At 60.1% G+C, this 24,115-nt stretch carries 24 protein-coding genes, 1 tRNA gene and 2 pseudogenes; 13 read left to right on the top strand and 14 right to left on the bottom strand.

Going from position 1 to position 24,115, the window contains the following annotated elements:
• Window positions 1–243: 243 nt before the first annotated feature.
• The 4 genes and pseudogenes from AC1UK9_RS18720 to AC1UK9_RS18705 form a co-directional block, all read left to right on the top strand.
• Window positions 244–1,272 (top strand): annotated as a pseudogene (locus AC1UK9_RS18720) (methyl-accepting chemotaxis protein); the annotation flags it as partial.
• Window positions 1,273–1,305: 33 nt separating this feature from the next.
• Window positions 1,306–2,178, top strand: coding sequence for a methyl-accepting chemotaxis protein (locus tag AC1UK9_RS18715; RefSeq protein WP_482580500.1), 873 nt, complete (start codon window positions 1,306–1,308; stop codon window positions 2,176–2,178).
• 135 nt (window positions 2,179–2,313) lie between these two features.
• Window positions 2,314–3,093 (top strand): S6 modification regulatory phosphodiesterase RimA, encoded by a 780-nt coding sequence (gene rimA, locus AC1UK9_RS18710; protein WP_025111148.1) that lies wholly within the window; start codon window positions 2,314–2,316, stop codon window positions 3,091–3,093.
• Between the two features lie 114 nt (window positions 3,094–3,207).
• Window positions 3,208–3,423: a hypothetical protein gene (locus tag AC1UK9_RS18705; protein WP_081794889.1), complete on the top strand. Its 216-nt coding sequence runs from the start codon at window positions 3,208–3,210 to the stop codon at window positions 3,421–3,423.
• Between the two features lie 324 nt (window positions 3,424–3,747).
• Here AC1UK9_RS18705 and AC1UK9_RS18700 read toward each other — a convergent pair whose 3' ends face one another.
• The 7 genes from AC1UK9_RS18700 to AC1UK9_RS18670 all read right to left on the bottom strand — a co-directional run bounded on the left by AC1UK9_RS18700 (window position 3,748) and on the right by AC1UK9_RS18670 (window position 10,376).
• Complete coding sequence (locus AC1UK9_RS18700) at window positions 3,748–4,533, bottom strand: transporter substrate-binding domain-containing protein (RefSeq protein ID WP_482578263.1); 786 nt, start codon at window positions 4,531–4,533, stop codon at window positions 3,748–3,750.
• Window positions 4,534–4,591: 58 nt separating this feature from the next.
• On the bottom strand, window positions 4,592–5,461 hold the full coding sequence (gene copD, locus AC1UK9_RS18695) for a copper homeostasis membrane protein CopD (RefSeq protein WP_482578262.1): 870 nt from the start codon (window positions 5,459–5,461) through the stop codon (window positions 4,592–4,594).
• Between the two features lie 3 nt (window positions 5,462–5,464).
• Window positions 5,465–5,839, bottom strand: coding sequence for a copper homeostasis periplasmic binding protein CopC (copC, locus tag AC1UK9_RS18690; protein WP_482578261.1), 375 nt, complete (start codon window positions 5,837–5,839; stop codon window positions 5,465–5,467).
• 31 nt (window positions 5,840–5,870) lie between these two features.
• Entirely contained in the window at window positions 5,871–6,737 is an 867-nt protein-coding gene (locus tag AC1UK9_RS18685; RefSeq protein ID WP_482578260.1) for a copper resistance protein B, read from the bottom strand.
• Between the two features lie 11 nt (window positions 6,738–6,748).
• Window positions 6,749–8,455 carry a copper resistance system multicopper oxidase gene (locus AC1UK9_RS18680; RefSeq protein WP_482578259.1) on the bottom strand — a complete coding sequence of 569 codons (1,707 nt, stop codon included), beginning with the start codon at window positions 8,453–8,455 and terminating at the stop codon, window positions 6,749–6,751.
• A gap of 53 nt (window positions 8,456–8,508) precedes the next feature.
• Entirely contained in the window at window positions 8,509–9,780 is a 1,272-nt protein-coding gene (locus AC1UK9_RS18675) for a hypothetical protein (protein ID WP_482578258.1), read from the bottom strand.
• A gap of 125 nt (window positions 9,781–9,905) precedes the next feature.
• Complete coding sequence (locus AC1UK9_RS18670; RefSeq protein WP_025111155.1) at window positions 9,906–10,376, bottom strand: hypothetical protein; 471 nt, start codon at window positions 10,374–10,376, stop codon at window positions 9,906–9,908.
• Between the two features lie 165 nt (window positions 10,377–10,541).
• Here AC1UK9_RS18670 and AC1UK9_RS18665 point away from each other — a divergent pair, with 165 nt between their 5' ends.
• The 4 genes and pseudogenes from AC1UK9_RS18665 (at window position 10,542) to AC1UK9_RS18650 (ending at window position 14,147) form a co-directional block, all read left to right on the top strand.
• Window positions 10,542–11,207: a ribonuclease T2 gene (locus AC1UK9_RS18665; RefSeq protein WP_025111158.1), complete on the top strand. Its 666-nt coding sequence runs from the start codon at window positions 10,542–10,544 to the stop codon at window positions 11,205–11,207.
• A 141-nt stretch (window positions 11,208–11,348) separates the two neighbouring features.
• Window positions 11,349–11,549 (top strand): annotated as a pseudogene (locus AC1UK9_RS18660) (PAAR domain-containing protein); the annotation flags it as partial.
• Window positions 11,550–11,778: 229 nt separating this feature from the next.
• A complete protein-coding gene (locus AC1UK9_RS18655) occupies window positions 11,779–12,303 on the top strand; it encodes a hypothetical protein (RefSeq protein WP_482578257.1) in 525 nt (174 codons plus the stop codon).
• Window positions 12,304–12,578: 275 nt separating this feature from the next.
• Window positions 12,579–14,147, top strand: a complete 1,569-nt coding sequence (locus AC1UK9_RS18650) for a sensor domain-containing diguanylate cyclase (protein ID WP_473013037.1) — start codon at window positions 12,579–12,581, stop codon at window positions 14,145–14,147.
• A gap of 83 nt (window positions 14,148–14,230) precedes the next feature.
• Here the strand turns inward: AC1UK9_RS18650 and AC1UK9_RS18645 are convergent, their stop codons facing one another.
• Entirely contained in the window at window positions 14,231–14,536 is a 306-nt protein-coding gene (locus AC1UK9_RS18645) for a hypothetical protein (protein ID WP_025111161.1), read from the bottom strand.
• Window positions 14,537–14,625: 89 nt separating this feature from the next.
• Window positions 14,626–15,210 (bottom strand): GNAT family N-acetyltransferase, encoded by a 585-nt coding sequence (locus tag AC1UK9_RS18640; protein WP_473013036.1) that lies wholly within the window; start codon window positions 15,208–15,210, stop codon window positions 14,626–14,628.
• A 127-nt stretch (window positions 15,211–15,337) separates the two neighbouring features.
• Here AC1UK9_RS18640 and AC1UK9_RS18635 point away from each other — a divergent pair, with 127 nt between their 5' ends.
• Together AC1UK9_RS18635 and AC1UK9_RS18630 are read left to right on the top strand one after the other, a co-directional pair.
• A complete protein-coding gene (locus AC1UK9_RS18635; RefSeq protein WP_473013035.1) occupies window positions 15,338–16,132 on the top strand; it encodes an exodeoxyribonuclease III in 795 nt (264 codons plus the stop codon).
• A 100-nt stretch (window positions 16,133–16,232) separates the two neighbouring features.
• Entirely contained in the window at window positions 16,233–17,060 is an 828-nt protein-coding gene (locus AC1UK9_RS18630) for an arylamine N-acetyltransferase family protein (protein ID WP_482578256.1), read from the top strand.
• A 2-nt stretch (window positions 17,061–17,062) separates the two neighbouring features.
• On the opposite strand, the gene AC1UK9_RS18625 is transcribed toward AC1UK9_RS18630, so the two are convergent.
• Both AC1UK9_RS18625 and AC1UK9_RS18620 read right to left on the bottom strand, forming a co-directional pair.
• Window positions 17,063–17,395, bottom strand: a complete 333-nt coding sequence (locus tag AC1UK9_RS18625; protein WP_482578255.1) for a BrnA antitoxin family protein — start codon at window positions 17,393–17,395, stop codon at window positions 17,063–17,065.
• A 3-nt stretch (window positions 17,396–17,398) separates the two neighbouring features.
• On the bottom strand, window positions 17,399–17,683 hold the full coding sequence (locus tag AC1UK9_RS18620; RefSeq protein WP_473013032.1) for a BrnT family toxin: 285 nt from the start codon (window positions 17,681–17,683) through the stop codon (window positions 17,399–17,401).
• 255 nt (window positions 17,684–17,938) lie between these two features.
• Between AC1UK9_RS18620 and AC1UK9_RS18615 the strand changes: the two genes are divergently transcribed.
• Window positions 17,939–19,465: a nucleobase:cation symporter-2 family protein gene (locus tag AC1UK9_RS18615; protein ID WP_482578254.1), complete on the top strand. Its 1,527-nt coding sequence runs from the start codon at window positions 17,939–17,941 to the stop codon at window positions 19,463–19,465.
• A 119-nt stretch (window positions 19,466–19,584) separates the two neighbouring features.
• Here AC1UK9_RS18615 and AC1UK9_RS18610 read toward each other — a convergent pair.
• A tRNA-Asn gene (locus tag AC1UK9_RS18610) sits at window positions 19,585–19,660 on the bottom strand.
• Window positions 19,661–19,888: 228 nt separating this feature from the next.
• On the opposite strand from AC1UK9_RS18610, the gene AC1UK9_RS18605 reads away from it, so the two are divergent.
• Window positions 19,889–20,119, top strand: coding sequence for a hypothetical protein (locus AC1UK9_RS18605; protein ID WP_025111168.1), 231 nt, complete (start codon window positions 19,889–19,891; stop codon window positions 20,117–20,119).
• Here AC1UK9_RS18605 and AC1UK9_RS18600 read toward each other — a convergent pair.
• Both AC1UK9_RS18600 and AC1UK9_RS18595 read right to left on the bottom strand, forming a co-directional pair.
• Entirely contained in the window at window positions 20,116–20,316 is a 201-nt protein-coding gene (locus AC1UK9_RS18600; RefSeq protein WP_053118898.1) for a hypothetical protein, read from the bottom strand. The two genes, AC1UK9_RS18605 and AC1UK9_RS18600, sit on opposite strands and share 4 nt — an antisense overlap.
• A 222-nt stretch (window positions 20,317–20,538) precedes the next feature.
• Window positions 20,539–21,735, bottom strand: coding sequence for an amino acid aminotransferase (locus AC1UK9_RS18595; protein ID WP_025111170.1), 1,197 nt, complete (start codon window positions 21,733–21,735; stop codon window positions 20,539–20,541).
• A 337-nt stretch (window positions 21,736–22,072) separates the two neighbouring features.
• Between AC1UK9_RS18595 and uvrB the strand changes: the two genes are divergently transcribed.
• Window positions 22,073–24,088: an excinuclease ABC subunit UvrB gene (gene uvrB, locus AC1UK9_RS18590; RefSeq protein WP_025111171.1), complete on the top strand. Its 2,016-nt coding sequence runs from the start codon at window positions 22,073–22,075 to the stop codon at window positions 24,086–24,088.
• The last annotated feature ends 27 nt before the right edge of the window (window positions 24,089–24,115 follow it).

Here is a 24,115-nt window from a genome sequence, read left to right as displayed (position 1 = left end):
ATTTATAGCATCTGTTCCAACACCTTTGCTGAAACGATAAATCCAGCGTGAAATCTGGATTTGGCCGCTGATGCCTGCGCCGTCGTTGCGGCTTTTCGCATCAGCCTGTTGCAGCCGGGACAGTTGGAGCTGTCCGCCACTTGCTCAGGATGACGCCCCCCCGAATATGCGCGGCAACCTCGGTTGCCTGAGATGAATTTTTTTGCCTGGCGTTGAACGGCGTCAGGGCGTTAGAGGCTGAACATGGCAGAAGCATCGAGTTTCCTGGGCAACATCAAGGTGTCCCGAAAGTTGGGGGCCGGTTTTGGCGTTCTGATTGTGGCGATGGTGGCGGTGGCCTTCATTGGCTATAGCAGCAGCAATGTGCTGGTGGATCGACTGGATACCACGCGTTTGATCGGCACGCTCAACGACGCGTCGCAGGACATGCGGCTGTCGGAGAAGCAGTACGAAGCGGCGGCGGATGCGGCGTTTGCCGAGTCTTATCAGTCGCAGCTGACGGTGTTGCAGGGGCTGATCGCCAAGGCGTTGCAGACCCTGACTCGGGCGGAAAATCAACAGGCTTTGAAGCGCTTGCAGGACACTACGGTGGCCTACGATCAGCAGGTCAAGCGTTTGGTCGAGGCTGACAAGGCGACCACCGATGCGCTGAAACCGTTGGGGGCGATGTCGGACAAGTACGCCGAAACGTTCACCCGGATGTTCGAGAGCACCACGGCCAGTGCGCTCGCGTCGGCCGATGTCGCGCGCGTGGCGGACTTGCGCACGGTGGCAGATTTGCGCAACGGCATGACGATGTTTCGTTTGATGTTGCGTCGTTACATCGCGGTGCCAAACGAGGCGAACAAAAAGGTGCTGTTGGACACCACCGATGCGTTTCTCAGTGACATCAGCAAGGCGCAACGCAGTTTGCCGGCAGGCCTGTCGAGTAAGTTGGAGGAGGCGCAGGTTGGCATCCGTCGTTATCGCGACGTGCTGGTGCAGGTAGCCGCGCTGTTCGAGCAGAAGGACAGCCTGCGTCAGCAAGTGGATCAGCAAAGCCAGGCGATGGACAGCATCATGACCGGCCTGATGGACACTCAGCAGCGTCTGGCGCGGGATGATCAACATCGGGCGTTTATTCAGATTGCGGTGTTGACGATGTTGGCACTGGTAGTGGGTTTGGTGGCGTCGGTGTTGATCTCGCGACAGATCACCGGGCCGCTGGCGCTGACGGTGGAACTGGCGCGACGGATTGCCAAGGGCGATCTGACGGTGCAAGCCAAATCCAGCCGCAAGGATGAGTTGGGCGATCTGCAGAATGCGATGCAGGACATGGCGCAAAGCCTGAATACGCTGGTGCAGGGGATCGGTAACGGCGTGACGCATATTTCGACGTCGGCCGAGAAGCTCTCGGCGATGAGCGAGCAGACCAGCGCCGGTGTGCGCCAGCAGAAAGTCGAGGTGGATCAGGTCGCCACGGCGATGCACGAAATGGCCTCGACGGTGCAGGAGGTGGCGCGCAACACCACCGACGCATCCGCCGCCGCAACACTGGCCGATCAGCAAGCACGTCACGGTAGTGCGGTGGTCAAGCAGGCGACCGTGCAGATCAGCGAACTGTCGGTGGCGATCGAGGATTTGGGCGCGGCGATGAACGTGCTGTCCCAGGACAGTGAGCAGATCGGCAAGGTTATCGACGTGATCAAGGCTGTCGCCGAGCAGACCAATTTGCTGGCGCTGAACGCGGCGATTGAAGCGGCGCGGGCAGGTGAGCAGGGCCGTGGTTTTGCGGTGGTTGCCGATGAAGTGCGCTCGCTGGCGCAGCGCACACAGGATTCGACCAAGGAGATCGAAGCGCTGATCGTCACCCTGCAACTGGGCACGCACGCGGCTTCGGCGCTGATGACCTCCAGCCGCGAACGCACGTTGGACACCGTGGTGCTGGCGCAGAAGGCCGAACAGGCGATCACCGAGATCAACCATTCGATCGGCACGATCCAGCAGATGAGCCTGCAGATTTCCGCCGCCGCCGAGCAGCAAAGTGCGGTGGCCGATGAGATCAATCGCAGCATCGTCAGTGTGCGCGATGTGGCGGATCAGTCGGCCGTCGCCAGCGAAGAAAGCGCCGCCGCGACCATTGAGCTGGCGTCGCTGGGACAGGACCTGCAACGTATGACGGCGCATTTCCGTACCTGATGGCACTTCGCAATGAACTTGGCCGCAATTGTCCGGTCAGCCTGTATAAGCGGGGGCCGCCAAGCGGCGCCACCCGGTCCGTGCAGTCATTTTTTCTGGGCCATGGATGGTTGCAACCCGCTCTCAGGGGGCGTCATGACTAATACACCCATTTTCCCCCAGCCCAGCGGGGGGTGCCAAGGATGCCGGCAAAAAGGCGAGGCCGATATGGCGTTCTCCTTTGCTTTCCAGCCGATTGTCGATGTGCGTGATCAATCGACCTTCGCCCACGAGGCGCTGGTCAGGGGCGTGCAGGGCGAAGGTGCGCTGTCGGTTTTGCAGCAGGTCGATGACCAGAACCGCTATCGCTTCGATCAACTGTGCCGCGTGCGGGCGATCTCCACGGCGGCGCAGTTGGGGCTCACCGGGTTTCTTTCGATCAACTTCCTGCCGAACGCCGTTTATCGTCCGGACATGTGTATTCGCAGCACGCTGGAGGCGGCGCGCGCGCACGCGTTCCCGCTCGATCGGCTGATCTTCGAGGCGGTCGAGGGCGAGCACGTCGAAAGCAACAAGCACCTGATGAACATCCTGCGCGAGTACCGTGAGTTTGGCTTCAAGACCGCCATCGATGATTTTGGCGCCGGCTACTCCGGGCTGAACCTGTTGGCGGACTTTCAGCCGGACCTGATCAAGCTGGACATGGCGCTGATTCGCGATATCCACCGTGATCGCGTGCGTCAGGCGATTGTGCGGGGCGTGGTGGGTATGTGTGCCGAGTTAGGCGTCGAGGTGATTGCCGAGGGCATCGAGCACCCGGAGGAGCGGGACTTTCTCGCCGATTGCGGGATTTATCTGATGCAGGGTTTCTGGTTCGCCCAACCGGCGTTTGAGGCGATGGCGCAGATTCCTGCGCAGGCGTGGCAGCCGATTTGACGGGGGCGGGTCGTCGAACCTGAACCCGTGCTGTCGAACGTCAAAGTTTCATCTTGCCGCGCGCGGCGAAGGCCTACGATGCTTGCACAAGATCATCCCAAGGGGAGCCGTACCATGCGCACCAATGTCGTCAAAGTGCTGTTGATCGCTGCAGCTGTCTCGGTATTGAGTGCCTGTTCGGGCTCCGGTGGACTGACCACCACCAGTTGTTTTTCCTCGGATTGCCAATCGCCGGAGGGGCGCACTAATGCAACGACCCTCAAGTTTGGTGGCAACAGTATTGGTAGCAGCTTGAACCAATACAGCTCCGGGATGTTGCATGACGACTGAATGCCGATCAGTCAAGCGAACTCAATGCTCAAGCAACGAAGATCAATGGTGGGAGCGGGCTTGCTCGCGAAGACGTCGGCCCCGCAAACATTGATCTTGACTGCCACATCGCTTTCGCGAGCAAGCCCGCTCCCACAGGGGATCTGCGCTTAACTGATCGGCGTTAGCCCATCTCGGACGCCTTTTTTGTGCCTGCCGCGTTACTGGTAGTGCTTGAAGAACCCCATCATTTTCTTTCTGAAGTAACGGGTGTCGGCTTCAGAACTGGCGCTATCGTCCGGACCGCCGCGCCGGACAGCGAGGCCAGTGCAGCGCTGAAAGCGCTTACTGCGGCACAGCCAACCACTCGCCAATGACCTTCTGATACGTGCCGGTGACTTTGCTCAGGTGCAGCCACTGATCGACATACAGTTTCCAGCTGATGTCATCGCGCGGCAGCAGGTAAGCCTTCTCGCCGTACTGCATGTACTGGTGCGGATTCACCGCGCACAAACCGGGTTTGAGTTTCTGCTGGTACAGCGCTTCGGAGGCGTCGGTAATCATCACGTCAGCCTTGTTGTCGAGCAGTTGCTGGAAGATCGTCACGTTGTCGTGCAGCGCCAGTTGTGCCTTGGGCAGAAAGGCGTGGACGAAGGCTTCGTTGGTGCCGCCGGCTGGTTCAACGAGGCGCACGTTGGGCTGGTTGATCTGCTCAATGGTCTGGTATTTGGCCTGATCGGCGCAGCGTACCAAAGGGATCTTGCCATCGCTGTCGAGGGTGTTGCTGAAGTAGGCTTTTTTCTGCCGCTCCAGCGTGACCGAGATGCCGCCCATGCCGATGTCGCACTTGCCGGCCTGCATGTCCGGCATCAGGGTTTTCCAGGTGGTCTGCACCCATTCGACTTTGACCCCGAGGCTGGCGGCCAGCGAGCGCGCCATGGCGATGTCGATGCCTTCGAAGTCGCCGTCGGTGCGCTTGAAGGTGTAGGGCTTGTAGTCGCCGGTGGTGCAGACGCGCAGTTGGCCTTGTTGCGGGATGCTGTCGAGGTGCGAAGGCGTTTCCTGGGCCTGCACGCCCGCGGCCAAGCTCAGCGCGGCGCAAAGGATCATCGTGCTTTTTAGAGTTGTCATCGAAATCGGGCTTCTGCAGAGGACGGTGAGCCAGTGTAGTGAAAGGCCTTCGCGTGTGTCATCCCGCGTCCGGACTCAACGTGCCGAGCCACGCCACCAGGGCGACGATCAGCAGGGCCATGCCCAGCTCCAGCAGCACGCTGCGTCTGAGCGCATTCGCCGCGACGAGGTGCTGCCCATCGCGTACTGACCGCTCCAGCGCAGGCCCTAGATGAAAGCGGTTCAGCGCGGCCAGCACCAGCATCCCGGCAAACAGCAGAACCTTGATCGCCAGCAATATTCCGTAGGTGCCGGGCAGCAAGTCATCCAGCCTCGGGCCGACGATGAACAGGTAATTCACCACGCCGGTTATCGAGAGCGTCAGCACTATCGCCGCGCCGACCCATTCGAAGCGTTTCACGGCATCAATCAGCACGCGAATACGTATTTCGTCCACGCGCCCGTGCGCCAGCAACACCAGCGCCAACATGCCCCCCAACCATGCACCCGCCGCCAGCAGATGGAGGATGTCGCTGAGGAAATGCCAGGCCCGCAGCAGCCCCTCATCCATCGCCCCGTGTCCGCTCCACGCGAGGGAGGCGAGGGCGATCGCTCCGGCAATCGACGTGATCCAGAAAACCGGCCGGATCAGCACCACGATCAGCGCCACCAGGCGCACCACCCACGCCGCCCCGACATCCGTTTCCAGCAGCATCATCTGCAGGTGCGGCCACAGCGCGGCGAGTTCGATTTCGCCGCTCATGGCGCTAGTCATCAGCAGCAATCCGCCCACTGACAGCAGCCCCCCGAGCAACGCCAGCCCACGCAACATCCGGCCAAACCGCAGGACGGCATTACTGCTGTACAGCGCAAACGAAGCGACTCCGAACAACAGCAGCAAATCCACATACAACGCCAGACGCAGGATGATGTTGCTCAGCTCGATCATCGCTCACTGCACTTTGAACGTGACGTTGCCGGTGATCGGGTGTGTGTCAGACGACACCGCGCGCCACTCGACCTTGTAGGTGCCGGCGGGCAGTGGGTCAAGCGGGGTGACGAGCATGGTTTTCGGGTCGCTGCCGGCGCTGACCCTGGCCTTCATCGGCATCGGCGAATGGGCCATTCCGGGCATCTCGGTCATCACCAGTTTGGCGCCGGAAAACCGGGCCAGCAGATTCTCGGAAAAGTGCAGTTCGATCTTGCCGGGCGCCGCGCCATCGGCGCCTTCGGCCGGGGTCGACGACAGCAGTTTCGGGTGGGCCTGGGCGAGGGTGCTCAAGAGCAATCCGCTGGCGAGTACAAGGGTGATATTCGATGTGCGCATGCAAGACCTCTGGGTTGTTTTCTAATGGGATTCAGAACCACATCCGCACGCCAAGCACGAGGCGCGCTTCGCTGCGATCCTCGCCTTCTTCGCGAGCGTAATCGGCGGTGTTGCCGTAGGTGCGGTGCCACGTCACGCCGATGTACGGCGCAAATTCGCGGCGGATTTCATAGCGCAGGCGCAGGCCGGCTTCGGTGTTCGACAGACCGGAGCCGAGACCCCTTTGCGGGTCGTTTTTGCCGTAGACGTTGAGTTCGGCGGTGGGCTGCAGGATCAACCGGTTGGTCAACAGAATGTCGTAGTCGCCCTCCAGCCGCAGCGCGCTTTGCCCGCCCTCACCGAGAAACGCGGTGGCCTCGGCCTCGAAGTTGTACAGCGCCATGCCCTGCAAACCGAACGCGGCCCAGGTTTGCGGCGCGCCGGGTTTGAAGTCCTGGCGCACGCCGCTGACCACGTCCCACCACGGTGAAATGGCGTGGCCCCACAAGGCCTGGATCTCGGCGTCCTCGGTCTTGCCGTTGCTGCGTTCGCCTTCGGAACGCAGCCACAGGCGATCGATGTCGCCGCCGATCCAGCCAGACAAATCCCAGGCCAGCGCGCTGCCGTCAGCGGCGTCCTGCCATTCGAGTTTGTCGGCGAGGAAGTAGCCGTTGATTGCGCTGTCGTGTACCTGATGGCCGCCGGGGCCGGTGAACACCGCGGCGCGGTCGGCGTCGGTCAGCACCGGGATCGGCGTGCGGCTTTCAGTCGGCGCGGCGGGCTGCATCATGCCGTCGTCCATGCTTTGCATCGAGTGATCCATGCCGGACATCTGGCTGTGATCCATGCCCGGCATGTCGTTGGCCGCCATGGCGCCAGTGCCGATGAGCAACACGCAGAGCGCTGCGATTGGAGTCATGATCGGCCCCTTCATTCTTCCACCCGCACTTCGCGGAACATGCCCGTTTCCATGTGATACAGCAGATGGCAGTGATAGGCCCAGCGGCCCAGCGCATCGGCCGTCACCCGGTAACTGCGGCGGGTGCCGGGGGGCATGTCGATGGTGTGTTTGCGCACCTGGAAGTCGCCGTTTTGGTCTTCCAGATCGCTCCACATGCCGTGCAGGTGGATGGGGTGAGTCATCATCGTGTCGTTGACCAGCACCAGGCGAATGCGCTCGCCGTACGTGAGGCGCAGCGGCTCGGCGTCGGAGAACTTGATGCCGTTGAACGACCAGGCGAACTTCTCCATGTGCCCGGTCAGGTGCAGCTCGACCGTGCGGCCGGGGTCGCGGCCATCCGGGTCTTCGAAGGTGCTGCGCAGGTCGGCGTAGGTCAGCACGCGGCGACCGTTGTTGCGCAGCCCCAGGCCTGGGTCATCGAGTTTGGGCGCGGTGCTCATGGCTTGCATGTCCACCAGCGGATTGTCTTTCTCGCTGGCGGGGTGCGATTGCATCGGGCCCATCGCCGAGTGATCCATGCCCGCCATGTCGCGCATGTCCATCGAGCCGTGATCCATACCGCCCATGCCCATGTCGTCCATGGTCACCAACGGACGTGGATCCAGCGCAGGCACCGGGGCTGACATACCAGCGCGCGTGGCCAGGGTGGCGCGGGCGTAACCCGTGCGGTCCATGGCCTGGGCGAACAGGGTGTGGGCCTCGGCGGCGGGTTCGACGATCACGTCGTAGGTTTCCGCCACCGCGATGCGCAGCTCATCGACGCTGACCGGTTTGACGTGCAAGCCATCCGCCGCCACCACGGTCATTTTCAGCCCGGGAATGCGCACATCGAAATAGGTCATGGCCGAGCCATTGATCAGGCGCAGGCGCAGTTTTTCGCCGGGGCGAAACAGTCCGGTCCAGTTGGCGTCGGGAGCGTGGCCGTTGATCAGGAAGGTGTAGGTGGCGCCACTGACGTCGGCGATGTCAGTGGGGTTCATCTTCATTTGCGCCCACATGGTGCGGTCGGCGACGGTGGCGCCCCAGCCTTTTTCGCTGACGTCGTCGATGAAATCGCCGACGGTGCGCTTGTGGTAGTTGTAGTAGTCGGACTGCTTTTTCAGCGTCTTCATCAGGTTGACCGGGTCTTCGTCGGTCCAGTCGCTGAGCATCACCACGTAGTCGCGGTCGTACTGGAACGGCTCCGGCTCCCTGGCGTCGATCACCAGCGGCCCGTAGACCCCGGCCTGTTCCTGCAACCCGGAATGGCTGTGATACCAGTAGGTGCCGTGCTGCCGCACCTTGAATTGGTAGACGTACACGCCGCCCGGTTCGATGCCATGGAAACTCAGCCCCGGCACGCCGTCCATGTTGGCCGGCAGCAGGATGCCGTGCCAGTGAATCGAGGTGCTGTCCTTGAGCCGGTTGCGCACCCGCAGCGTCACCGTGTCGCCCTCGCGCCAGCGCAGCAGCGGTCCGGGCAGGCTGCCATTTATGGTCAGCGCGGTGCGTGGGCTGCCGGTGAAGTTGACCGGGGTTTCGCCGATGAACAGCTCGAACTCACTGCCGCTCAGTTCAGTGATCGGCCCCGGCCCGCTCAGCGCCCAGACCGGCGCGCGCCACAGGCCGAGGCCGCCGAGCAGGCCGCTGGCGGCAAGACCTTTGACGAAGGTGCGTCTTGAAGTGTTGGAAGGCATGCGCTGGAAGTCCCCGTTTGACACATGACGGGGAGGCTAACCAGCGCTGGCTTTCAGTTGGCTGAGAGGGGGATTACAGTTTTGACAGGTTCAGCCGTCTGCTCACTCAAGCGTTTGAACTCCAGCGCTCGTGGTGATGCGTGAATGGGTTTTAAAACAGCTGAGCGCAAATGCTCCCAGCCCAGAACGTGCTCTGCGCGCTGTTGCCAGGTGAGCGCACGTGCAAGCCCGGGGCGCCATGGTTTTTGGGTCACTTTGCTGCTGCGTGTGGCGATGCAGAAACCTGTGTAGCGAGGCAGGTCGTACAGGTTCAAGCGCAACAAATCTCTGCTGCACAACAGCAAAATGTCGCCGAAGGCGAACAACGGAAATGCCGTGACTTCGATCTTTTTCTTGTCAATGAGTGTGGTGCGCCACTGTCTGTTATCCACATCGCTCAGGCTGATGTTTTCATCCAGAATGAAACGCGCCGGCATTTGACGGATAGCCAGGTTTCCGGCGGCTGCGTAGGTGATGCTCGGCATTGCCCCGGGCCATGCCGCAAGATACATGCTGAACAACGCCAGAGCTGCCGTGATTCCATAAGCAATACGCGCGAAGACATGGCCTTTACTGATGTAAAAGATGAAAACAGGGAAGAGACTGAAAGTAAGCGTGCCAAGGGAAAACAGCCCAACAGCTGATACAGCTTCAGTCGTATCTTCGCCGACGTAAGTGGTGATGATCAGCAAGGTGGGAAGTGAGGCGCATAGAACGGTAAAGCCGACGATACCACCGACAATGGCTCGAAAGACTTCTTTCTTCCAGTTCACCCATCCTTCGGTATTTTCGTTGAAAATCTCACGAAAGGGCTTGATCAGGAAAAGCGCGAAGTAGACGAGCAGGGTTACCCCAAAAACAATCAGCATCGAATATCCGGCACTGAGTTTGTTTGAGAACCTGAACAGCAGAATGGTGAAAGTGCAGAAACCAAAAAACAGCGGAAGCACCAACCAGCTTGCGATCCGACTGTGTCTGTCGGGGATCTTATCGAACATCGAGACGGTGATGCCGTAGAGCAGGGCGCTGGAAGATAGGACGATCAGGTAACTCACCATAATCAGCACGATCAGTAGAAGCCAGATGGCAAGCGCTGACTTGGCATCGCTACCGGCCAGAAAAAGGTCTGTACGGCCAATCGCACGCGTGTAGGCGTACAACCCAAGGATCGCCAGCCCTGCACCGAGAAAGCCCAGTGTGACGGTGATCTGGCTCCAGTAATCAAGAACCCGTTTGAAATTGCGTTTAAAGAACTGCGTAAGCGTCGTTACTGTCAAGGCATCCATGCGGTCAGATTTTCCATCGGGTTCGGTTAGTGGTCCTGTAACGACAAACGGCCAGAATTCTTTAGGAAATCTGGCCGTTGAGTGTGGCGGATCGAGCACTCAATCTTGATGGTGACAGGGAATACCTAAAGCCCCAGACCTTCCTGCACCACCTGCAACAGGTTGTTCTCGGTCAGCGCAATCGCATCCAGCTCCTGACCGGTTTCAACCGTCTGCAACCACCAATGACTTTCGTGGTGTTCATCGACGGTGCGCAGCAGATAGGTGTTGCGCTCGGGCAGGGTGATCTGCACGCGCCCGGCGCCGTCCTCGGTAAAACGCGCGATGGGATCAAATGTCAGGGTTTGATCGTTGGCTTCTATCACCAGTTGGTCGATCGCGTAATCGTGGCTTTCGCCATCGGGCGAGCTTTCGCAAACGTGGGTCGGATTGCGGCGGATTTTCAGGCCGACTTCGGTGACTGGCTGCAGCCAGGCCTCGATGCGGTGGTACAGGTCATAGACCTGCGCCGGCCAGCAATCGATCTCCAGCGCGGCATCCGCATGGGCGTGCCGGGTTTGCTTGAGTTTGGCGGCCAGTTCGTCTGCTTTACTCATTTCGGATCCCTTGGTTTGATGTCTGCCTGTTAATCGTAGACCTTTCAACGGCGTACGGCGTTGTCTTGCGTCATGCGCTTGCAACACAAGCATGTCGAAATCAGCGCTGGCCAAATCTGGCCAGGATCGAAAACCACGGACGCAGGCGTCCCAAGGAGCGGGTACATGAAAAAACTGTTTACAATTCTGGCGCTGATCGCGCTGACGGCCGGTAGCATCGGCTTGAGTTCGGCGCGTCAGTCGCACGCCAGCAAAGTGCAAACGGAAGCGGTAGCGGGGCAGTTCGATTACTACCTGCTGACGTTGTCCTGGTCACCGACGTTCTGCCTGACCCATAAAGATGACGTGCAATGTTCCGGCAAGGGCTACGGCTTCGTGCTGCACGGTTTGTGGCCGCAATACGCCAACGGTGGCTGGCCGGAATCCTGCCCACCGCTGACCACGCTGTCGGCGGCGGAAACGACCAAAGGCCTGACGTTGTTCCCGACCAAGAAACTGCTCGACCACGAATGGTCCAAGCATGGCACCTGCAGCGGTCTGGGCGCGATGGGGTATCTGGACGAAGCGGACAAAGCCGTCGGCGCGGTGAAAATCCCCCAAGAGCTGCAACCGTTCAGCAACTCCTACTACTTTGAAGCCCAGGAAATCGCCGACCTGTTCCGCAAGGCCAACCCGGGGATTCCAGCGGATGGTATCGCGGTAGTCTGCAGCGGTCCGGAACTGTCGGAAGTGCGGGTGTGCATGGGCAAGGATCTGCAGTTCGGCGCGTGCGGCAAGGGCGTGAAAACGCAGTGCCGGGCGGGGGATATCCGGGTGCCGCCGTCGCGTTGATGTCGTCAGCGGTTTCCACGAATAGAAAAAAAGGCGCCCGATCGGGCGCCTTTTTTTGTGAAGGTTTGAAGCTCCTGAAAAATTCACGCATGCTTGCGCCCCATCAAAAGGATGACCCCGCAACACTGCAAGGAGCTGTTCATGAGCGGAAAACCCGCCGCCCGCGTCACTGATCCAACCGCCTGCCCACTCCCGGTACACGGCACCAATCCGATTGCCAATGGCTCCCCGAATGTAAATTTTGATGGTCTGGCGGCTGCGCGGATGACTGATAAATCAGCGTGCGGTAGCCCCATTACTGGCGGCGTTTCCTCGACGGTGTTGATCAATGGCTTGAACGCCCCGATCCGATTGCTGCCGACTGGATCAATGTCAAAGCGATGCCAACTAAAAGAGATTCGTCAGATGGGGTCGCTGATTTTGGTGAAAAGTGGCTTATCTCCTGCGGCCCTTCATTGAACGTCAATGTAGACACAAATCATGCAAATGCATTGGGGTTGTTTACTGCCCGTATTGCCGGGAGCAAGTCGGCAGGCGATATGCTTTTTGATTCAATCATGAAGGAGTTTCCATGATGTACAGGCTACTCCTTTGCGGTTTACTCGCTATGTGCTCTGGTTGTGCGAAGGACCACGTAAAGCCTCCCGCAAACCTGAGCTTCGAGTCTGTGGAAAGAGAAAAGTCGCTGCTCTACCTCATCCGTTATCAGTCAGACGTTGATGTGTTGGATCTTTTTGGTCGCGGAGAGCGAGTCGGGATGATTTCGGGCATGCTTCATTGCGCCTTGGCGGATGATCATGATTTCTCAGTAGGCAAAGCCATACAGTTTTCCGCATCCGGTTTGATACGGTCGGATAAAAATGAAGACAGGAAGGCAAAGTTTTCCTGCTTCACCCGCGCATTCCTGAGTGAAACCTCCAGCAACCGAAGTTCTGAAAGAAATCTGTCAGCAACAGAACTGAACCAGCTTCTCGCCAACAAACAACAAATTCCCTGCAAAGTCGTCGTCACCGCCTACGGCTACAAACCCTACTACTCAAACTCCATGAACATCCCGGTCGCAGACCTGCTGCGGGAAATCAACAAACCCCTTTAGCTGTAACGGGTGCCCCACGCGATTGCCCTGCGCAGGTACGCGAGGGCGATCCGCAAAGCGCGATCCGTGGCTTGAGCAATCGCCGCTGATCACGCGCAAAACGGCAACTGAAAATAAATCGCCGCGCAGCGTTCATCCAAATCCCTCACGCGCCGATACAACTGGGCAGGAATGTGTTGGCGCTGCGGTTTGCCGTGCGCATTCTGGTGGGCTACGCTCACGAAAAGTAAGGGTTTCGGGCTGCGGCCCCTGTCGTACCTGCCCAGGACACGTTTTTGCCAATCCCCATTCACGACCCGCATCAGACTCCCGGCACGCTTAAACGCCTGCCGCTGCGCAAGGCGGCAGCGCTGTTCATCGTTGCGGTGTGCCTGTGCCTGTCCGGCTTGCTTTATTTGCAGCTGGAACAGACGCGGCGCCAGGATCTGGCGAACGCGCAGATCGCCTCCACCAACCTGACCCGGGCCATGGCGCAGCAGGCCGAAGACACGTTTCTGGCCGCCGACCTGGTGCTTACCAGTCTGGCCGATTGGGTCGAGGACGATGGTTACGGTGCCGCGCAACGACCGCGCCTGCAAAAGACCTTCGCCCGTCGGGTGCAGCAACTGGAACAACTGCACGGCATGTTCCTGTTCGACCGCGAGGGCCAGTGGGTGATTACCTCGTTTCCCGACTTGCCCCGTGGCGACGGCGTGGCCGACCGCGAATACTTCAAGTTTCACCAGCAGAACGTCTCCACCGTGGCGCACATCGGCCCGGCGATTCGCAGCCGCAAGAATGGCGAGTGGATTATCCCTATCTCGAAACGCATCAATGACCGTGCCGGCAATTTTCAGGGTGTGCTGATGGCCGGGATCAAGATGGCGTACTTCGACCGGTTCTTCAAAAGCTTCAGCCTCGATGACAACGGCATCATGTTTCTCGGTCTCAAGGACGGCACCCTGCTGGCGCGGCGGCCGTTTGACGAAAGCCTGATCGGTTCATCGCTGGCGCGAGGCAGGATTTATCAGAAACTGCTGCCTGAAGCCCCGGCCGGCACCGCGATGATCCGGTCGGTGGTTGATGGCGTGGTGCGTTTGTACGGCTACCGGCAGTTGGCGTCGTACCCGCTGGTGGTCGCGGCGGCGTCATCGCGCGACACGATACTCAAGGGTTGGTATGAGCGGGCCTTTCAGTCCAGCGTGATCGTCGCGCTGGTGATCCTTGGCGTCGGATTGTTTGGCTGGGTGTTCATTCATCAGGTGCGCGACGGCGAGCGCATCGAGAGGAATCTGCGCAAGGCGCAACGGGCGCTGGAGCAGATCGCTACCCACGACAGCCTGACGGGGCTCGCCAATCGGAGATTGTTCGAGCGTTCGCTGGAGATCGAGTTTGCCCGCGGTGCACGGCAGTCGAGTCCGGTCGGCCTGATCATGCTCGATATCGATTTCTTCAAGCGCTACAACGATGCCTACGGGCATGTGGCGGGCGACCATTGCCTGACTCAGGTGGCCCAGGTGTTGAAAAATTGCTGCCAGCGCAAGGCCGACCTCGCGGTGCGTTACGGAGGCGAGGAGTTCGCGGTGCTGCTGCCGGACACTGACATCAACGGCGCGCTGGCGATTGCCGGGCAGATTCGTCGCAGCGTGATGGACAAGCGCATCACCCACAGCGGTTCTCCGACCGGGTATCTGACGGTGAGCCTGGGCTGTTACTCGTTCATTCCCAGCGGCAATGACAGCCTGGAAGTATTTATCCAGCGCGCCGACGCAGCGTTGTACCAGGCGAAAAATGCCGGGCGCAATCGCGCGGCGGTGTTGTCGCTGGACGCAGGCTTCGCCGAGCTGATTCGTTCGGATCGCTGAAGCATCCAGGCTTTAACTGTGCGAGGTGAGTGCGCTCCCTCGCACAGGATGTGTTCTCATCACCAACCGTCACGCCGGTTCATTCAGCTGCCCGAGCCACCGCCCGCGCCGCCAGTCCCGCCGCCCGCCGCACCGGTGCCGCCGCCAGCTCCCGAGCCCGAACCCATGGCGCCGCCGTTGGTGCCAGTGCCATTGCCCGAACCGGGGCTGCCAGCGCTGTTACTGCCGGCCGGCGCGCCCGGGGTGTTGTCCGGTGGCTTGGGCGTGCTTTTGTTGACATCGGGGTTGGTGCCGGAGGTGGCGGAACTGTCGTTGGCCGCGAAGCTGGCAGCCGAGGCGCTGGCGAGCAGGCCGGCGAGCAACAAAGAGGTGAGTGTGCGCATTGTCATGTTACGTCTCCAGAAAGGGTCGGTTACCTGACTTTGGTCTGACAGCGCTCGCCGTTGGTGCCGATTGGCTGACGAGCGGTTGCCGAACTTCAGCGTCGCTCGTCAGCCAGTTTCTGCTCCAGCGCCAGTCGTACCTGCGGCCACTCGTCATCGATGATGCTGAAGCGCACCGAGTTGCGCTTGCGCCCGTCCGGCATGATCCGCTCGTGGCGCACGATGCCTTCCTGCTGCGCACCGAGGCGCAAAATCGCATTGCGTGACTTCTGGTTGTTCTCGTCGGTGGTGAACTGCACCCGCACGCAGTCGAGCACCTCGAAGGCATGGCGCAGCATCAGATACTTGGCTTCGGTGTTGACGAAGGATTTCTGCCAGCGCGCCGAGATCCAGCTGCTGCCGATTTCCAATTTGCGATTGAGCGGATCGATCTTCCAGAAACGCGTCGAGCCGATCACTTCGCCGCTATCCTTCAACACAATCACAAACGGCATGACAGTGCCTGCGTCGCGGCCGTCGAGGGCTTTTTTCAGGTAGCTGTCGACGGTGCTCGCCGACGGCACCACGGTGACGGTGAGGTTCCACAGCTCGCCGTCGGCGGCAGCGTGGAGCAGGGCGTCGGCGTCGCTGTACTGAAGCGGGCGCAGAAGGATGCGCGGGCCTTGCAGCGTGATGGGCATGGGGTCGGGTCTCGGCAGGTCAGGCGGATGGCGAGCGCCTATTACGCCGCAGCCAGCCGATCCTATGCAACCACCGTCGCCAGCCCAAGGTCACAATTTTCACACCTTGTTCGCCGGAGCCTGGCCGATGAAAAACCTGCGGATTGCCACCTTCAACGTCAACGGCCTGCGCGCACGATTGCCGAACCTGCTGGCGTGGCTCAAGCGCGAGCAACCGGACATCGCGTGTCTGCAGGAACTCAAGTCGGTGGACAGTGCATTCCCCGCCGCCGAGCTGGAGGCGGCCGGTTACGGCGCGATCTGGCACGGTCAGGCGTCATGGAACGGGGTGGCGATCCTCGCCCGCGATGCGCAACCGCTGGAGAGTCGTCGTGGCCTGCCGGGCGATCCCGAAGACAAGCACAGCCGTTATCTGGAGGCGGCGGTGCACGGTGTGCTGGTCGGGTGCCTGTACCTGCCCAACGGCAACCCGCAACCGGGGCCGAAGTTCGACTACAAACTGGCCTGGTTCGAACGCCTGATCCGCTACGCGAAAGACCTGCAAAGCAGCGATCATCCGGTGGTGCTGGCCGGTGATTACAACGTGGTGCCTACCGACATGGACATCTACAACACCCGCTCCTGGCTCAAGGATGCGTTGCTGCAGCCTGAGAGCCGTGAGTGTTATCAGCGGTTGCTGGCGCAGGGCTGGACCGATTCGCTGCGCCACCTGTATCCGGAGGATCGCCTCTACACGTTTTGGGATTACTTCCGCCAGCATTGGCAAACCAACTCCGGCCTGCGCATCGATCATTTGCTGCTTAACCCTGCACTCAGTCCGTATCTGCACGAGGCCGGGGTTGACGCGTGGGTGCGTAACGAGCCGCACGCCAGCGACCATGCCCCGACCTGGATTCGCATCGGTTCACGCAAGCGGCGATAGTCTTGATTGGCGAAATCAATTGTCGGAGTCCGGGGGCGATCCCGTATACATGTCGGCCATCGGCGCAGCGATCCGCGGCCACATGCAAAAGGACTGAGCAATGAGCGAGTCACGTCTGGCGAATCCGGCGTTGTACCTGCAACGCCTGGGGTTCGACGCTCCACCGGCACCGACCCTTGAAACCTTGCGGCAATTACAGTTGCGCCATACCGGGGTCTTTTCCTTCGAGAATCTGTCGACGATCACGGGTGCACCGGTGTTGATCGATCTGCCATCCGTCGAGCAGAAAGTTCTACACCATGGCCGGGGCGGCTACTGCTATGAACTGAACAACCTGTTTCTGGCGCTATTGCTGGAATTGGGTTTCGACGCCCGTGGCATCTCGGGGCGGGTGGTCTTGGCGCAACCCGAAGGCACGTGGACGGCGCGTACTCATCGCTTGAGTCTGGTGATTATCGACGGCGAGCGCCATATCACCGATGTCGGCTTCGGCGGCATGGTGCCAACCGCGCCGCTGCGTCTTGATACCGAAGCTGAACAGCCGACACCGCACGAGTCTTACCGTATCGAGAAGCAGGCCGACGGTTACATGCTGCGTGCCAATGTCGCGGGCGAGTGGCGTTCGATGTACCTGTTCGACCTGCAACGCCAGGAGGACATCGATTACACACTCGGCAACTGGTACGTCTCGACCCATCCCGAGTCACCGTTTGCCAAGCGCCTGATGATCGCGCGTACTGGTGATGGCTGGCGCCGGACACTGAACAACGGCAGCTTCGCGATTCATCGCATGGGCGCCGAGAGTGAGCGGCGCGAGGTGGCGGATGTCGATGAACTGATTGCAGTGCTGGAGCAGGAGTTTGATCTGCGTGTGCCAGACCAGCCGCACGTGCGCCAGTCGCTGGCGCGGATGCTCGTGCCCGTCTGATTTCAGGGTTTGGCTTCCGGCTCCAGTACCCGGCGGATTTCCCCGACCGCCGCCGACAGCTTTTTTTCCAGACTCTTGAGGTCGGCGGCGGTAATCCCCTGCTTGAATTGCCCGACGTGGAGCAAGGCGTCCTGCTGCGGTTTGCTTTCAGCCTCCAGCAGGGCATGGCGCAGGGTGTTGTTGATCACCGTCTGATAACCGAACCCTTCGTTTTCCGCCACGCTGCGGGCCGCTTCGATGACGGTGTCGTCGAGCATGATGGTGATGCGGGTCTTGCCCTTGTTGGGCGCCAGGGCACCGCGTTTGCCCTGCGAGAAATCGTATTCGTCTTTCATCAGTCAAGCCTCCAGAAGGTAAGCGCAACGTTCGCTCGGTGTGGCGACACGTGCAGAAATGATTCGAACGACATTGGCTTCGCGATAACTGTACGCAACCACCAGCAAACGCCCTTTGCCGTCGAGACCGAGGGTGATCCAGCGCTGTTCGTCATGGTCGTTGTCCTCGATCGTCAGAGCGCGTTCGTCGTGAAAGACCGGCTCGGTCTCGGCAAGGCTGACGCCCCTGTGCTTGAGTTTGTTGGCTGCGTTCTTGCTTTTGTCGAACTGAATCTGGAATGACTTCATTATGCATACTTTATATGTATAAAAAAGAGCGACGGTGCACCGCTGGTCGCCATGAACACTTCAGCCTGGTGCGATAGAAACCGGGGGGCAGGAGGGGATGTGTTGCCGGATTTGTGGACGATGGAGAAGGCGAGATAGAAGGTTGGGTGGCTACCTATCCATTATGTGACTGACAAGTTGTATACAACTCTATGGACATTTGTCACGAGTATTGAATACAGTGTGCGCATAACAAAAACCAGGGAACCCCCCACCATGAAAACGCCCCATGTTTCACACCAACGGCCCGAGGACGAAAATCTCGGGGTCGGCGCGAATATGGCTTACGGCCTGCAACATGTTTTGACCATGTATGGCGGTATCGTCGCGGTGCCACTGATCATCGGTCAGGCAGCCGGGCTGTCGCCGGCGGACATTGGTCTGTTGATTGCTGCTTCATTGTTTGCGGGGGGGCTGGCGACACTGCTGCAAACCCTGGGTCTACCGTTTTTTGGCTGTCAGTTGCCGCTGGTACAGGGTGTGTCGTTCTCGGGTGTGGCGACCATGGTCGCGATCGTCAGCAGTGGCGGGGAGGGCGGCTTCCAGTCGGTGCTGGGCGCGGTGATTGCCGCCTCCCTGATCGGCTTGCTGATCACGCCGGTGTTCTCGCGAATCACCAAGTTCTTCCCGCCGTTGGTGACCGGCATCGTGATCACCACCATCGGCCTGACGCTGATGCCGGTGGCCGCACGCTGGGCCATGGGTGGCAACAGCCACGCGCCGGATTTCGGCAGCATGCAGAACATCGGTCTGGCGGCCGTCACGCTGGTGCTGGTGTTGCTGTTGAGCAAGGTCGGCAGCTCGACCATCTCCCGTCTGTCGATCCTGTTGGCCATGGTGATCGGCACGATTCTGGCGGTGTTCCTTGGCATGGCGGATTTCTCCGGTGTCACGCAAGGGCCGATGTTCGGCTTCCCGACACCGTTCCACTTCGGCATGCCGACCTTTCACTTCGCTGCCATCCTGTCGATGTGCATTGTGGTCATGGTGACCCTGGTGGAAACCTCGGCGGATATTCTCGCAGTCGGTGAAATCATCGGCACCAAGGTCGACTCCAAGCGCCTGGGCAATGGTCTGCGCGCAGACATGCTGTCGAGCATGTTTGCACCGATCTTCGGTTCGTTCACTCAGAGCGCGTTCGCCCAGAACGTCGGGCTGGTGGCGGTGACCGGGATCAAGAGCCGTTATGTGGTGGCCACCGGCGGTATCTTCCTGGTGATTCTCGGCCTGCTGCCGTTCATGGGCCGGGTGATTGCGGCGGTGCCGACTTCGGTGCTGGGCGGCGCCGGTATCGTGCTGTTCGGCACCGTGGCGGCGAGCGGGATTCGCACCCTGTCGAAGGTGGATTACCGCAACAACGTCAACCTGATCATCGTCGCGACTTCGATCGGCTTCGGCATGATCCCGATTGCCGCGCCGAACTTCTACGATCATTTCCCAAGCTGGTTCGCGACCATTTTCCATTCGGGCATCAGTTCGTCGGCGATCATGGCGATCGTGCTGAACCTGACCTTCAACCACTTCACTGCCGGCAACTCGGATCAGCAATCGGTGTTTGCTGCGGCGGAAGAGCGGACCTTGCGTTATCGCGATCTGGCGGCGCTGCGTGAAGGTGATTACTTCAGCGATGGCAAGCTGCACGATTGCGATGGCAATGAAGTGCCGGTGATCGAGGTCGATTCGGATCATGACCATGGTCACGGTGCGCCGAAGCCCCACGTGAAGAGCAGCGAACACGTCTGATTGCTGAGGGTATGAAAAAGGCCGATCTGGGGACAGATCGGCCTTTTACGTTTTGCCGCGGGATTTTCCAGCGCCCACAAAAAAGCCCCTGAATCTTTCGATTCAGGGGCTTTGCTATTTGGCTCCACAACCTGGACTCGAACCAGGGACCCAATGATTAACAGTCATTTGCTCTACCAACTGAGCTATTGCGGAATTGGTGCGTATGTTACTGATTCAAAAAGAGAAGTCAAGCGTCGGGTATGAACTTTTTCGATTTGTCAGGACGGACGGTGATTTGTCAGTGATTAGCGATGACCGGAACCGCCTCACAGGTCTACCATGGTCGCCCGGAAGTGGTCACACGCGCTGCCGGCCATTCGCCGAAAAGGTACGCGCCATGAATCAATCCGTTCTCAATTCCCGCCCAAGCGAGGTGCTCGCATGAGCGTTGCACAGATCAGTCTGCCCAAAGGGGTGGGGCCGCACGCCGAGAAACTCTTCGACGCGATCACTCAGGCCAGTACTGCTGAAGAATTGAACCGCGCTGGCGGCAAGGCTGAAGGGTTTGTTCTCGGTCTTGAAAGCACCAAGGCGATCAAGAGTCAGATCGCCGAATCGCTCTACGTCGCCTATGACGATGCCGCCAGTCAGCGCGCGAGCGAACTGGCTTAACTGCCGAAGGTGATGGTGCCCAGCATCAGTTTGGCGTAGGCCGCGGTCGCCGCCAGTTGCACCAGCCACAGGACCAGTCCTCCCAGGAAGACGCCAGCGGCAACTTGCAGCACCAGGCTTTTTTCACGTTTGGCCGAGGCGCGGGGGATGAAATCATCCAGATCGTCACGGTCGGCGCGCAGGTTGTCGTTTTTCATTTGGCTTCTCACTAAATTCTTGGATGTATACGAAACCTGTGGGAGCGAGCCTGCTCGCGAATGCTGTCAGCCACCCTCAATGGCGACTGACCCACCGCATTCGCGAGCAGGCTCGCTCCCACAATTCAGATTTGTGTGCAGTTTAGAGGGAATGTTGCATTTCCTCGGACAAATAAAAAACGGGAAGCCCTCAGGCTTCCCGTTTTTCATCACGCAGCGAAATCAGATGACCTGAACGATCGCGTCTGTCACAGCCTTGATGTTGCTCTGGTTCAGTGCGGCCACGCAGATACGGCCGGTGTCCAGCGCGTAGATGCCGAACTCGTTACGCAGGCGATGCACTTGTTCAGTGGTCAGGCCGGAGTAGGAGAACATGCCGCGCTGACGGCCAACGAAGCTGAAGTCACGTTGCGGGGCTTTTTCGGCCAGCAGGGCAACCATCTGCTCGCGCATGCCGCGAATGCGCAGACGCATTTCAGCCAGTTCGGCTTCCCACTGGGCGCGCAGTTCCGGGCTGTTGAGCACGGCGGCGACAACACTGGCGCCATGGGTCGGCGGGTTGGAGTAGTTGGTGCGGATCACGCGTTTGACTTGCGACAGCACGCGCGCGCTTTCTTCTTTCGATTCGCTGACGATCGACAGGGCGCCAACGCGCTCGCCGTACAGCGAGAACGACTTGGAGAACGAGCTCGATACGAAGAAGGTCAGGCCCGATTCAGCGAACAGACGCACAGCCGCCGCGTCTTCGTCGATGCCGTCGCCGAAACCCTGGTAAGCCATGTCGAGGAACGGCACGTGACCTTTGGCCTTGACCACGTCCAGCACGTTTTTCCAGTCGGCCGGGGTCAGGTCAACGCCGGTCGGGTTGTGGCAGCAGGCGTGCAGCACAACGATCGAGCCGTTCGGCAGGGCGTTGAGGTCGTCGAGCATGCCGGCACGGTTCACGTCGTGGGTGGCTGCGTCGTAGTAACGGTAGTTCTGCACCGGGAAACCGGCGGTTTCGAACAGCGCGCGGTGGTTTTCCCAGCTCGGGTCGCTGATCGCCACGACGGCGTTCGGCAGCAATTGCTTGAGGAAGTCGGCACCGATTTTCAGTGCGCCGGTCCCGCCGACGGCCTGGGTGGTGACGATGCGACCGGCAGCGATCAGCGGCGAGTCGTTACCGAACAGCAGCTTTTGCACCGCCTGGTCGTAGGCCGCGATGCCGTCGATCGGCAAGTAGCCACGGGAGGCGTGCTGAGCAGCGCGAATGGTTTCGGCTTCGATCACGGCGCGCAGCAGGGGAATTCGCCCCTCTTCGTTGCAGTACACACCGACGCCCAGGTTGACCTTGGTGGTCCGGGTATCTGCGTTGAATGCTTCGTTGAGGCCCAGGATTGGATCGCGGGGTGCCATTTCGACAGCGGAGAACAGGCTCATTATTACGGCGGCTCTGAATGGATAATGGAGGGACGTGTGGCGCTCCAGCCGAATGCACTAGAGCGGTGCACAAACGGGGAGCTAGTATAGAGGCCATCAGCGAGCAATGGCGACAGGCGATTCAGCTTTTCAGGCAAGTTTCTCCGATTATTTCTTGACCGTTAGTCGATTGGTCTTGTCGGAGACTTTACCGGATGTAGGACGTTTGCCTTGAAAGGCGAGGCAATCGACTCCACATTGAGCACAATCTTCGTTTTTCCTTGGGCGACAACGGTCGTTTGCGGTCATCCCCGTGGCTCGGCTGTTTTCTGCGCGAGCCGCGATCCCAGAGGTGTGTATGTCCGAATTCCAGCTAGTCACCCGCTTTGAGCCCGCCGGCGATCAGCCGGAAGCCATCCGCCAACTGGTCGAGGGCATCGAAGCCGGGCTGGCCCACCAGACGCTGCTCGGTGTGACCGGCTCGGGCAAGACCTTCAGCATTGCCAACGTCATCTCGCAGATACAGCGTCCAACTCTGGTGCTGGCGCCGAACAAGACCCTGGCCGCGCAGCTGTACGGTGAGTTCAAGGCGTTCTTCCCGAACAACGCCGTTGAATATTTCGTTTCCTACTACGACTACTACCAGCCAGAAGCCTATGTGCCGTCGTCCGACACCTTCATCGAGAAGGACGCGTCGATCAACGACCACATCGAGCAGATGCGCCTGTCCGCGACCAAGGCGCTGCTTGAGCGCAAGGACGCAATCATCGTCACTACGGTGTCGTGCATCTACGGTCTGGGCAGTCCGGAAACTTATTTGAAGATGGTGTTGCACGTCGATCGTGGCGACAAACTCGATCAGCGTGCGCTGCTGCGACGCCTGGCCGACCTGCAATACACCCGCAACGACATGGACTTTGCCCGCGCGACCTTTCGTGTGCGCGGCGATGTGATCGACATCTATCCGGCGGAATCGGACCTTGAAGCGATCCGCATCGAGCTGTTCGACGATGAGGTGGAGAGCATTTCCGCGTTCGATCCGCTGACCGGCGAAGTCATCCGCAAGATGCCGCGCTTCACCTTCTACCCAAAGAGCCACTACGTGACGCCGCGTGAGACCCTGCTCGACGCGATCGAGCACATCAAGGTCGAATTGCAGGAACGCCTGGAATACCTGCGCAGCAACAACAAACTGGTGGAGGCTCAGCGCCTCGAGCAACGCACGCGTTTCGACCTGGAGATGATTCTCGAGCTGGGCTACTGCAACGGCATCGAAAACTACTCGCGCTACCTGTCCGGACGCCCGGCCGGTGCCGCGCCACCCACGCTCTACGATTACCTGCCGGCCGACGCCTTGCTGGTGATCGACGAATCCCACGTCAGCGTGCCGCAAGTGGGCGCGATGTATAAGGGCGACCGTTCGCGTAAAGAGACGCTGGTGGAATACGGTTTCCGTCTGCCCTCGGCACTGGACAACCGGCCAATGCGTTTTGACGAATGGGAAGGGGTGAGCCCGCAGACCATTTTCGTCTCGGCCACCCCGGGTAACTACGAAGCCGAGCATGCCGGGCGCGTGGTCGAGCAAGTGGTGCGTCCGACCGGTCTGGTCGACCCGCAAGTTGAAGTGCGCCCGGCGCTGACGCAGGTCGATGACCTGCTCTCGGAAATCACCAAGCGCGTGGCGGTCGAAGAGCGGGTGCTGGTCACCACGTTGACCAAGCGCATGGCCGAAGACCTCACCGATTACCTCGCTGACCACGGCGTGCGCGTGCGTTATCTGCACTCGGACATCGACACCGTCGAGCGGGTCGAAATCATCCGCGACTTGCGCCTAGGTACCTTCGATGTGCTGGTGGGGATCAACCTGCTGCGCGAAGGTCTGGACATGCCGGAGGTGTCGCTGGTGGCGATCCTCGATGCCGACAAGGAAGGTTTCCTGCGCTCCGAGCGCTCGCTGATCCAGACCATTGGCCGGGCTGCACGGAACCTCAACGGGCGAGCGATTCTCTACGCCGACCGCATTACGGGCTCCATGGAGCGGGCGATTGGCGAGACCGAGCGCCGTCGCGACAAACAGATCGCCTTCAACCTGGAAAACGGCATCACCCCCAAAGGTGTGTTCAAGGACGTCGCCGACATCATGGAAGGCGCCACCGTGCCCGGCTCGCGCAGCAAGAAGCGCAAGGGCATGGCCAAGGCCGCCGAAGAAAACGCCAAATACGAAGCCGAACTGCGCTCGCCGAGCGAAATCACCAAGCGCATTCGGGCGCTGGAAGAGAAGATGTATCAGCTGGCGCGGGATCTGGAGTTTGAGGCAGCGGCGCAGATGCGCGACGAGATTGCCAAGCTGCGTGAGCGGCTTTTGGCGGTTTGATCTTCATCGTCTGATCGGGCCTCTTCG

The organism is Pseudomonas sp. AK-TSAG1-1 (assembly GCF_056821665.1).
This window is presented reverse-complemented; position numbering and strand designations above follow the sequence as displayed.

Coding starts and splice junctions, on each gene's coding strand:
- AC1UK9_RS18715 (WP_482580500.1), top strand. CDS start 1,306: ATGCAGGACATGGCGCAAAGCCTGAATACGCTGGTGCAGGGGATCGGT.
- rimA (WP_025111148.1), top strand. CDS start 2,314: ATGACTAATACACCCATTTTCCCCCAGCCCAGCGGGGGGTGCCAAGGA.
- AC1UK9_RS18705 (WP_081794889.1), top strand. CDS start 3,208: ATGCGCACCAATGTCGTCAAAGTGCTGTTGATCGCTGCAGCTGTCTCG.
- AC1UK9_RS18700 (WP_482578263.1), bottom strand. CDS start 4,533: ATGACAACTCTAAAAAGCACGATGATCCTTTGCGCCGCGCTGAGCTTG.
- copD (WP_482578262.1), bottom strand. CDS start 5,461: ATGATCGAGCTGAGCAACATCATCCTGCGTCTGGCGTTGTATGTGGAT.
- copC (WP_482578261.1), bottom strand. CDS start 5,839: ATGCGCACATCGAATATCACCCTTGTACTCGCCAGCGGATTGCTCTTG.
- AC1UK9_RS18685 (WP_482578260.1), bottom strand. CDS start 6,737: ATGACTCCAATCGCAGCGCTCTGCGTGTTGCTCATCGGCACTGGCGCC.
- AC1UK9_RS18680 (WP_482578259.1), bottom strand. CDS start 8,455: ATGCCTTCCAACACTTCAAGACGCACCTTCGTCAAAGGTCTTGCCGCC.
- AC1UK9_RS18675 (WP_482578258.1), bottom strand. CDS start 9,780: ATGGATGCCTTGACAGTAACGACGCTTACGCAGTTCTTTAAACGCAAT.
- AC1UK9_RS18670 (WP_025111155.1), bottom strand. CDS start 10,376: ATGAGTAAAGCAGACGAACTGGCCGCCAAACTCAAGCAAACCCGGCAC.
- AC1UK9_RS18665 (WP_025111158.1), top strand. CDS start 10,542: ATGAAAAAACTGTTTACAATTCTGGCGCTGATCGCGCTGACGGCCGGT.
- AC1UK9_RS18655 (WP_482578257.1), top strand. CDS start 11,779: ATGATGTACAGGCTACTCCTTTGCGGTTTACTCGCTATGTGCTCTGGT.
- AC1UK9_RS18645 (WP_025111161.1), bottom strand. CDS start 14,536: ATGACAATGCGCACACTCACCTCTTTGTTGCTCGCCGGCCTGCTCGCC.
- AC1UK9_RS18640 (WP_473013036.1), bottom strand. CDS start 15,210: ATGCCCATCACGCTGCAAGGCCCGCGCATCCTTCTGCGCCCGCTTCAG.
- AC1UK9_RS18635 (WP_473013035.1), top strand. CDS start 15,338: ATGAAAAACCTGCGGATTGCCACCTTCAACGTCAACGGCCTGCGCGCA.
- AC1UK9_RS18630 (WP_482578256.1), top strand. CDS start 16,233: ATGAGCGAGTCACGTCTGGCGAATCCGGCGTTGTACCTGCAACGCCTG.
- AC1UK9_RS18625 (WP_482578255.1), bottom strand. CDS start 17,395: ATGAAAGACGAATACGATTTCTCGCAGGGCAAACGCGGTGCCCTGGCG.
- AC1UK9_RS18620 (WP_473013032.1), bottom strand. CDS start 17,683: ATGAAGTCATTCCAGATTCAGTTCGACAAAAGCAAGAACGCAGCCAAC.
- AC1UK9_RS18615 (WP_482578254.1), top strand. CDS start 17,939: ATGAAAACGCCCCATGTTTCACACCAACGGCCCGAGGACGAAAATCTC.
- AC1UK9_RS18605 (WP_025111168.1), top strand. CDS start 19,889: ATGAGCGTTGCACAGATCAGTCTGCCCAAAGGGGTGGGGCCGCACGCC.
- AC1UK9_RS18600 (WP_053118898.1), bottom strand. CDS start 20,316: ATGAAAAACGACAACCTGCGCGCCGACCGTGACGATCTGGATGATTTC.
- AC1UK9_RS18595 (WP_025111170.1), bottom strand. CDS start 21,735: ATGAGCCTGTTCTCCGCTGTCGAAATGGCACCCCGCGATCCAATCCTG.
- uvrB (WP_025111171.1), top strand. CDS start 22,073: ATGTCCGAATTCCAGCTAGTCACCCGCTTTGAGCCCGCCGGCGATCAG.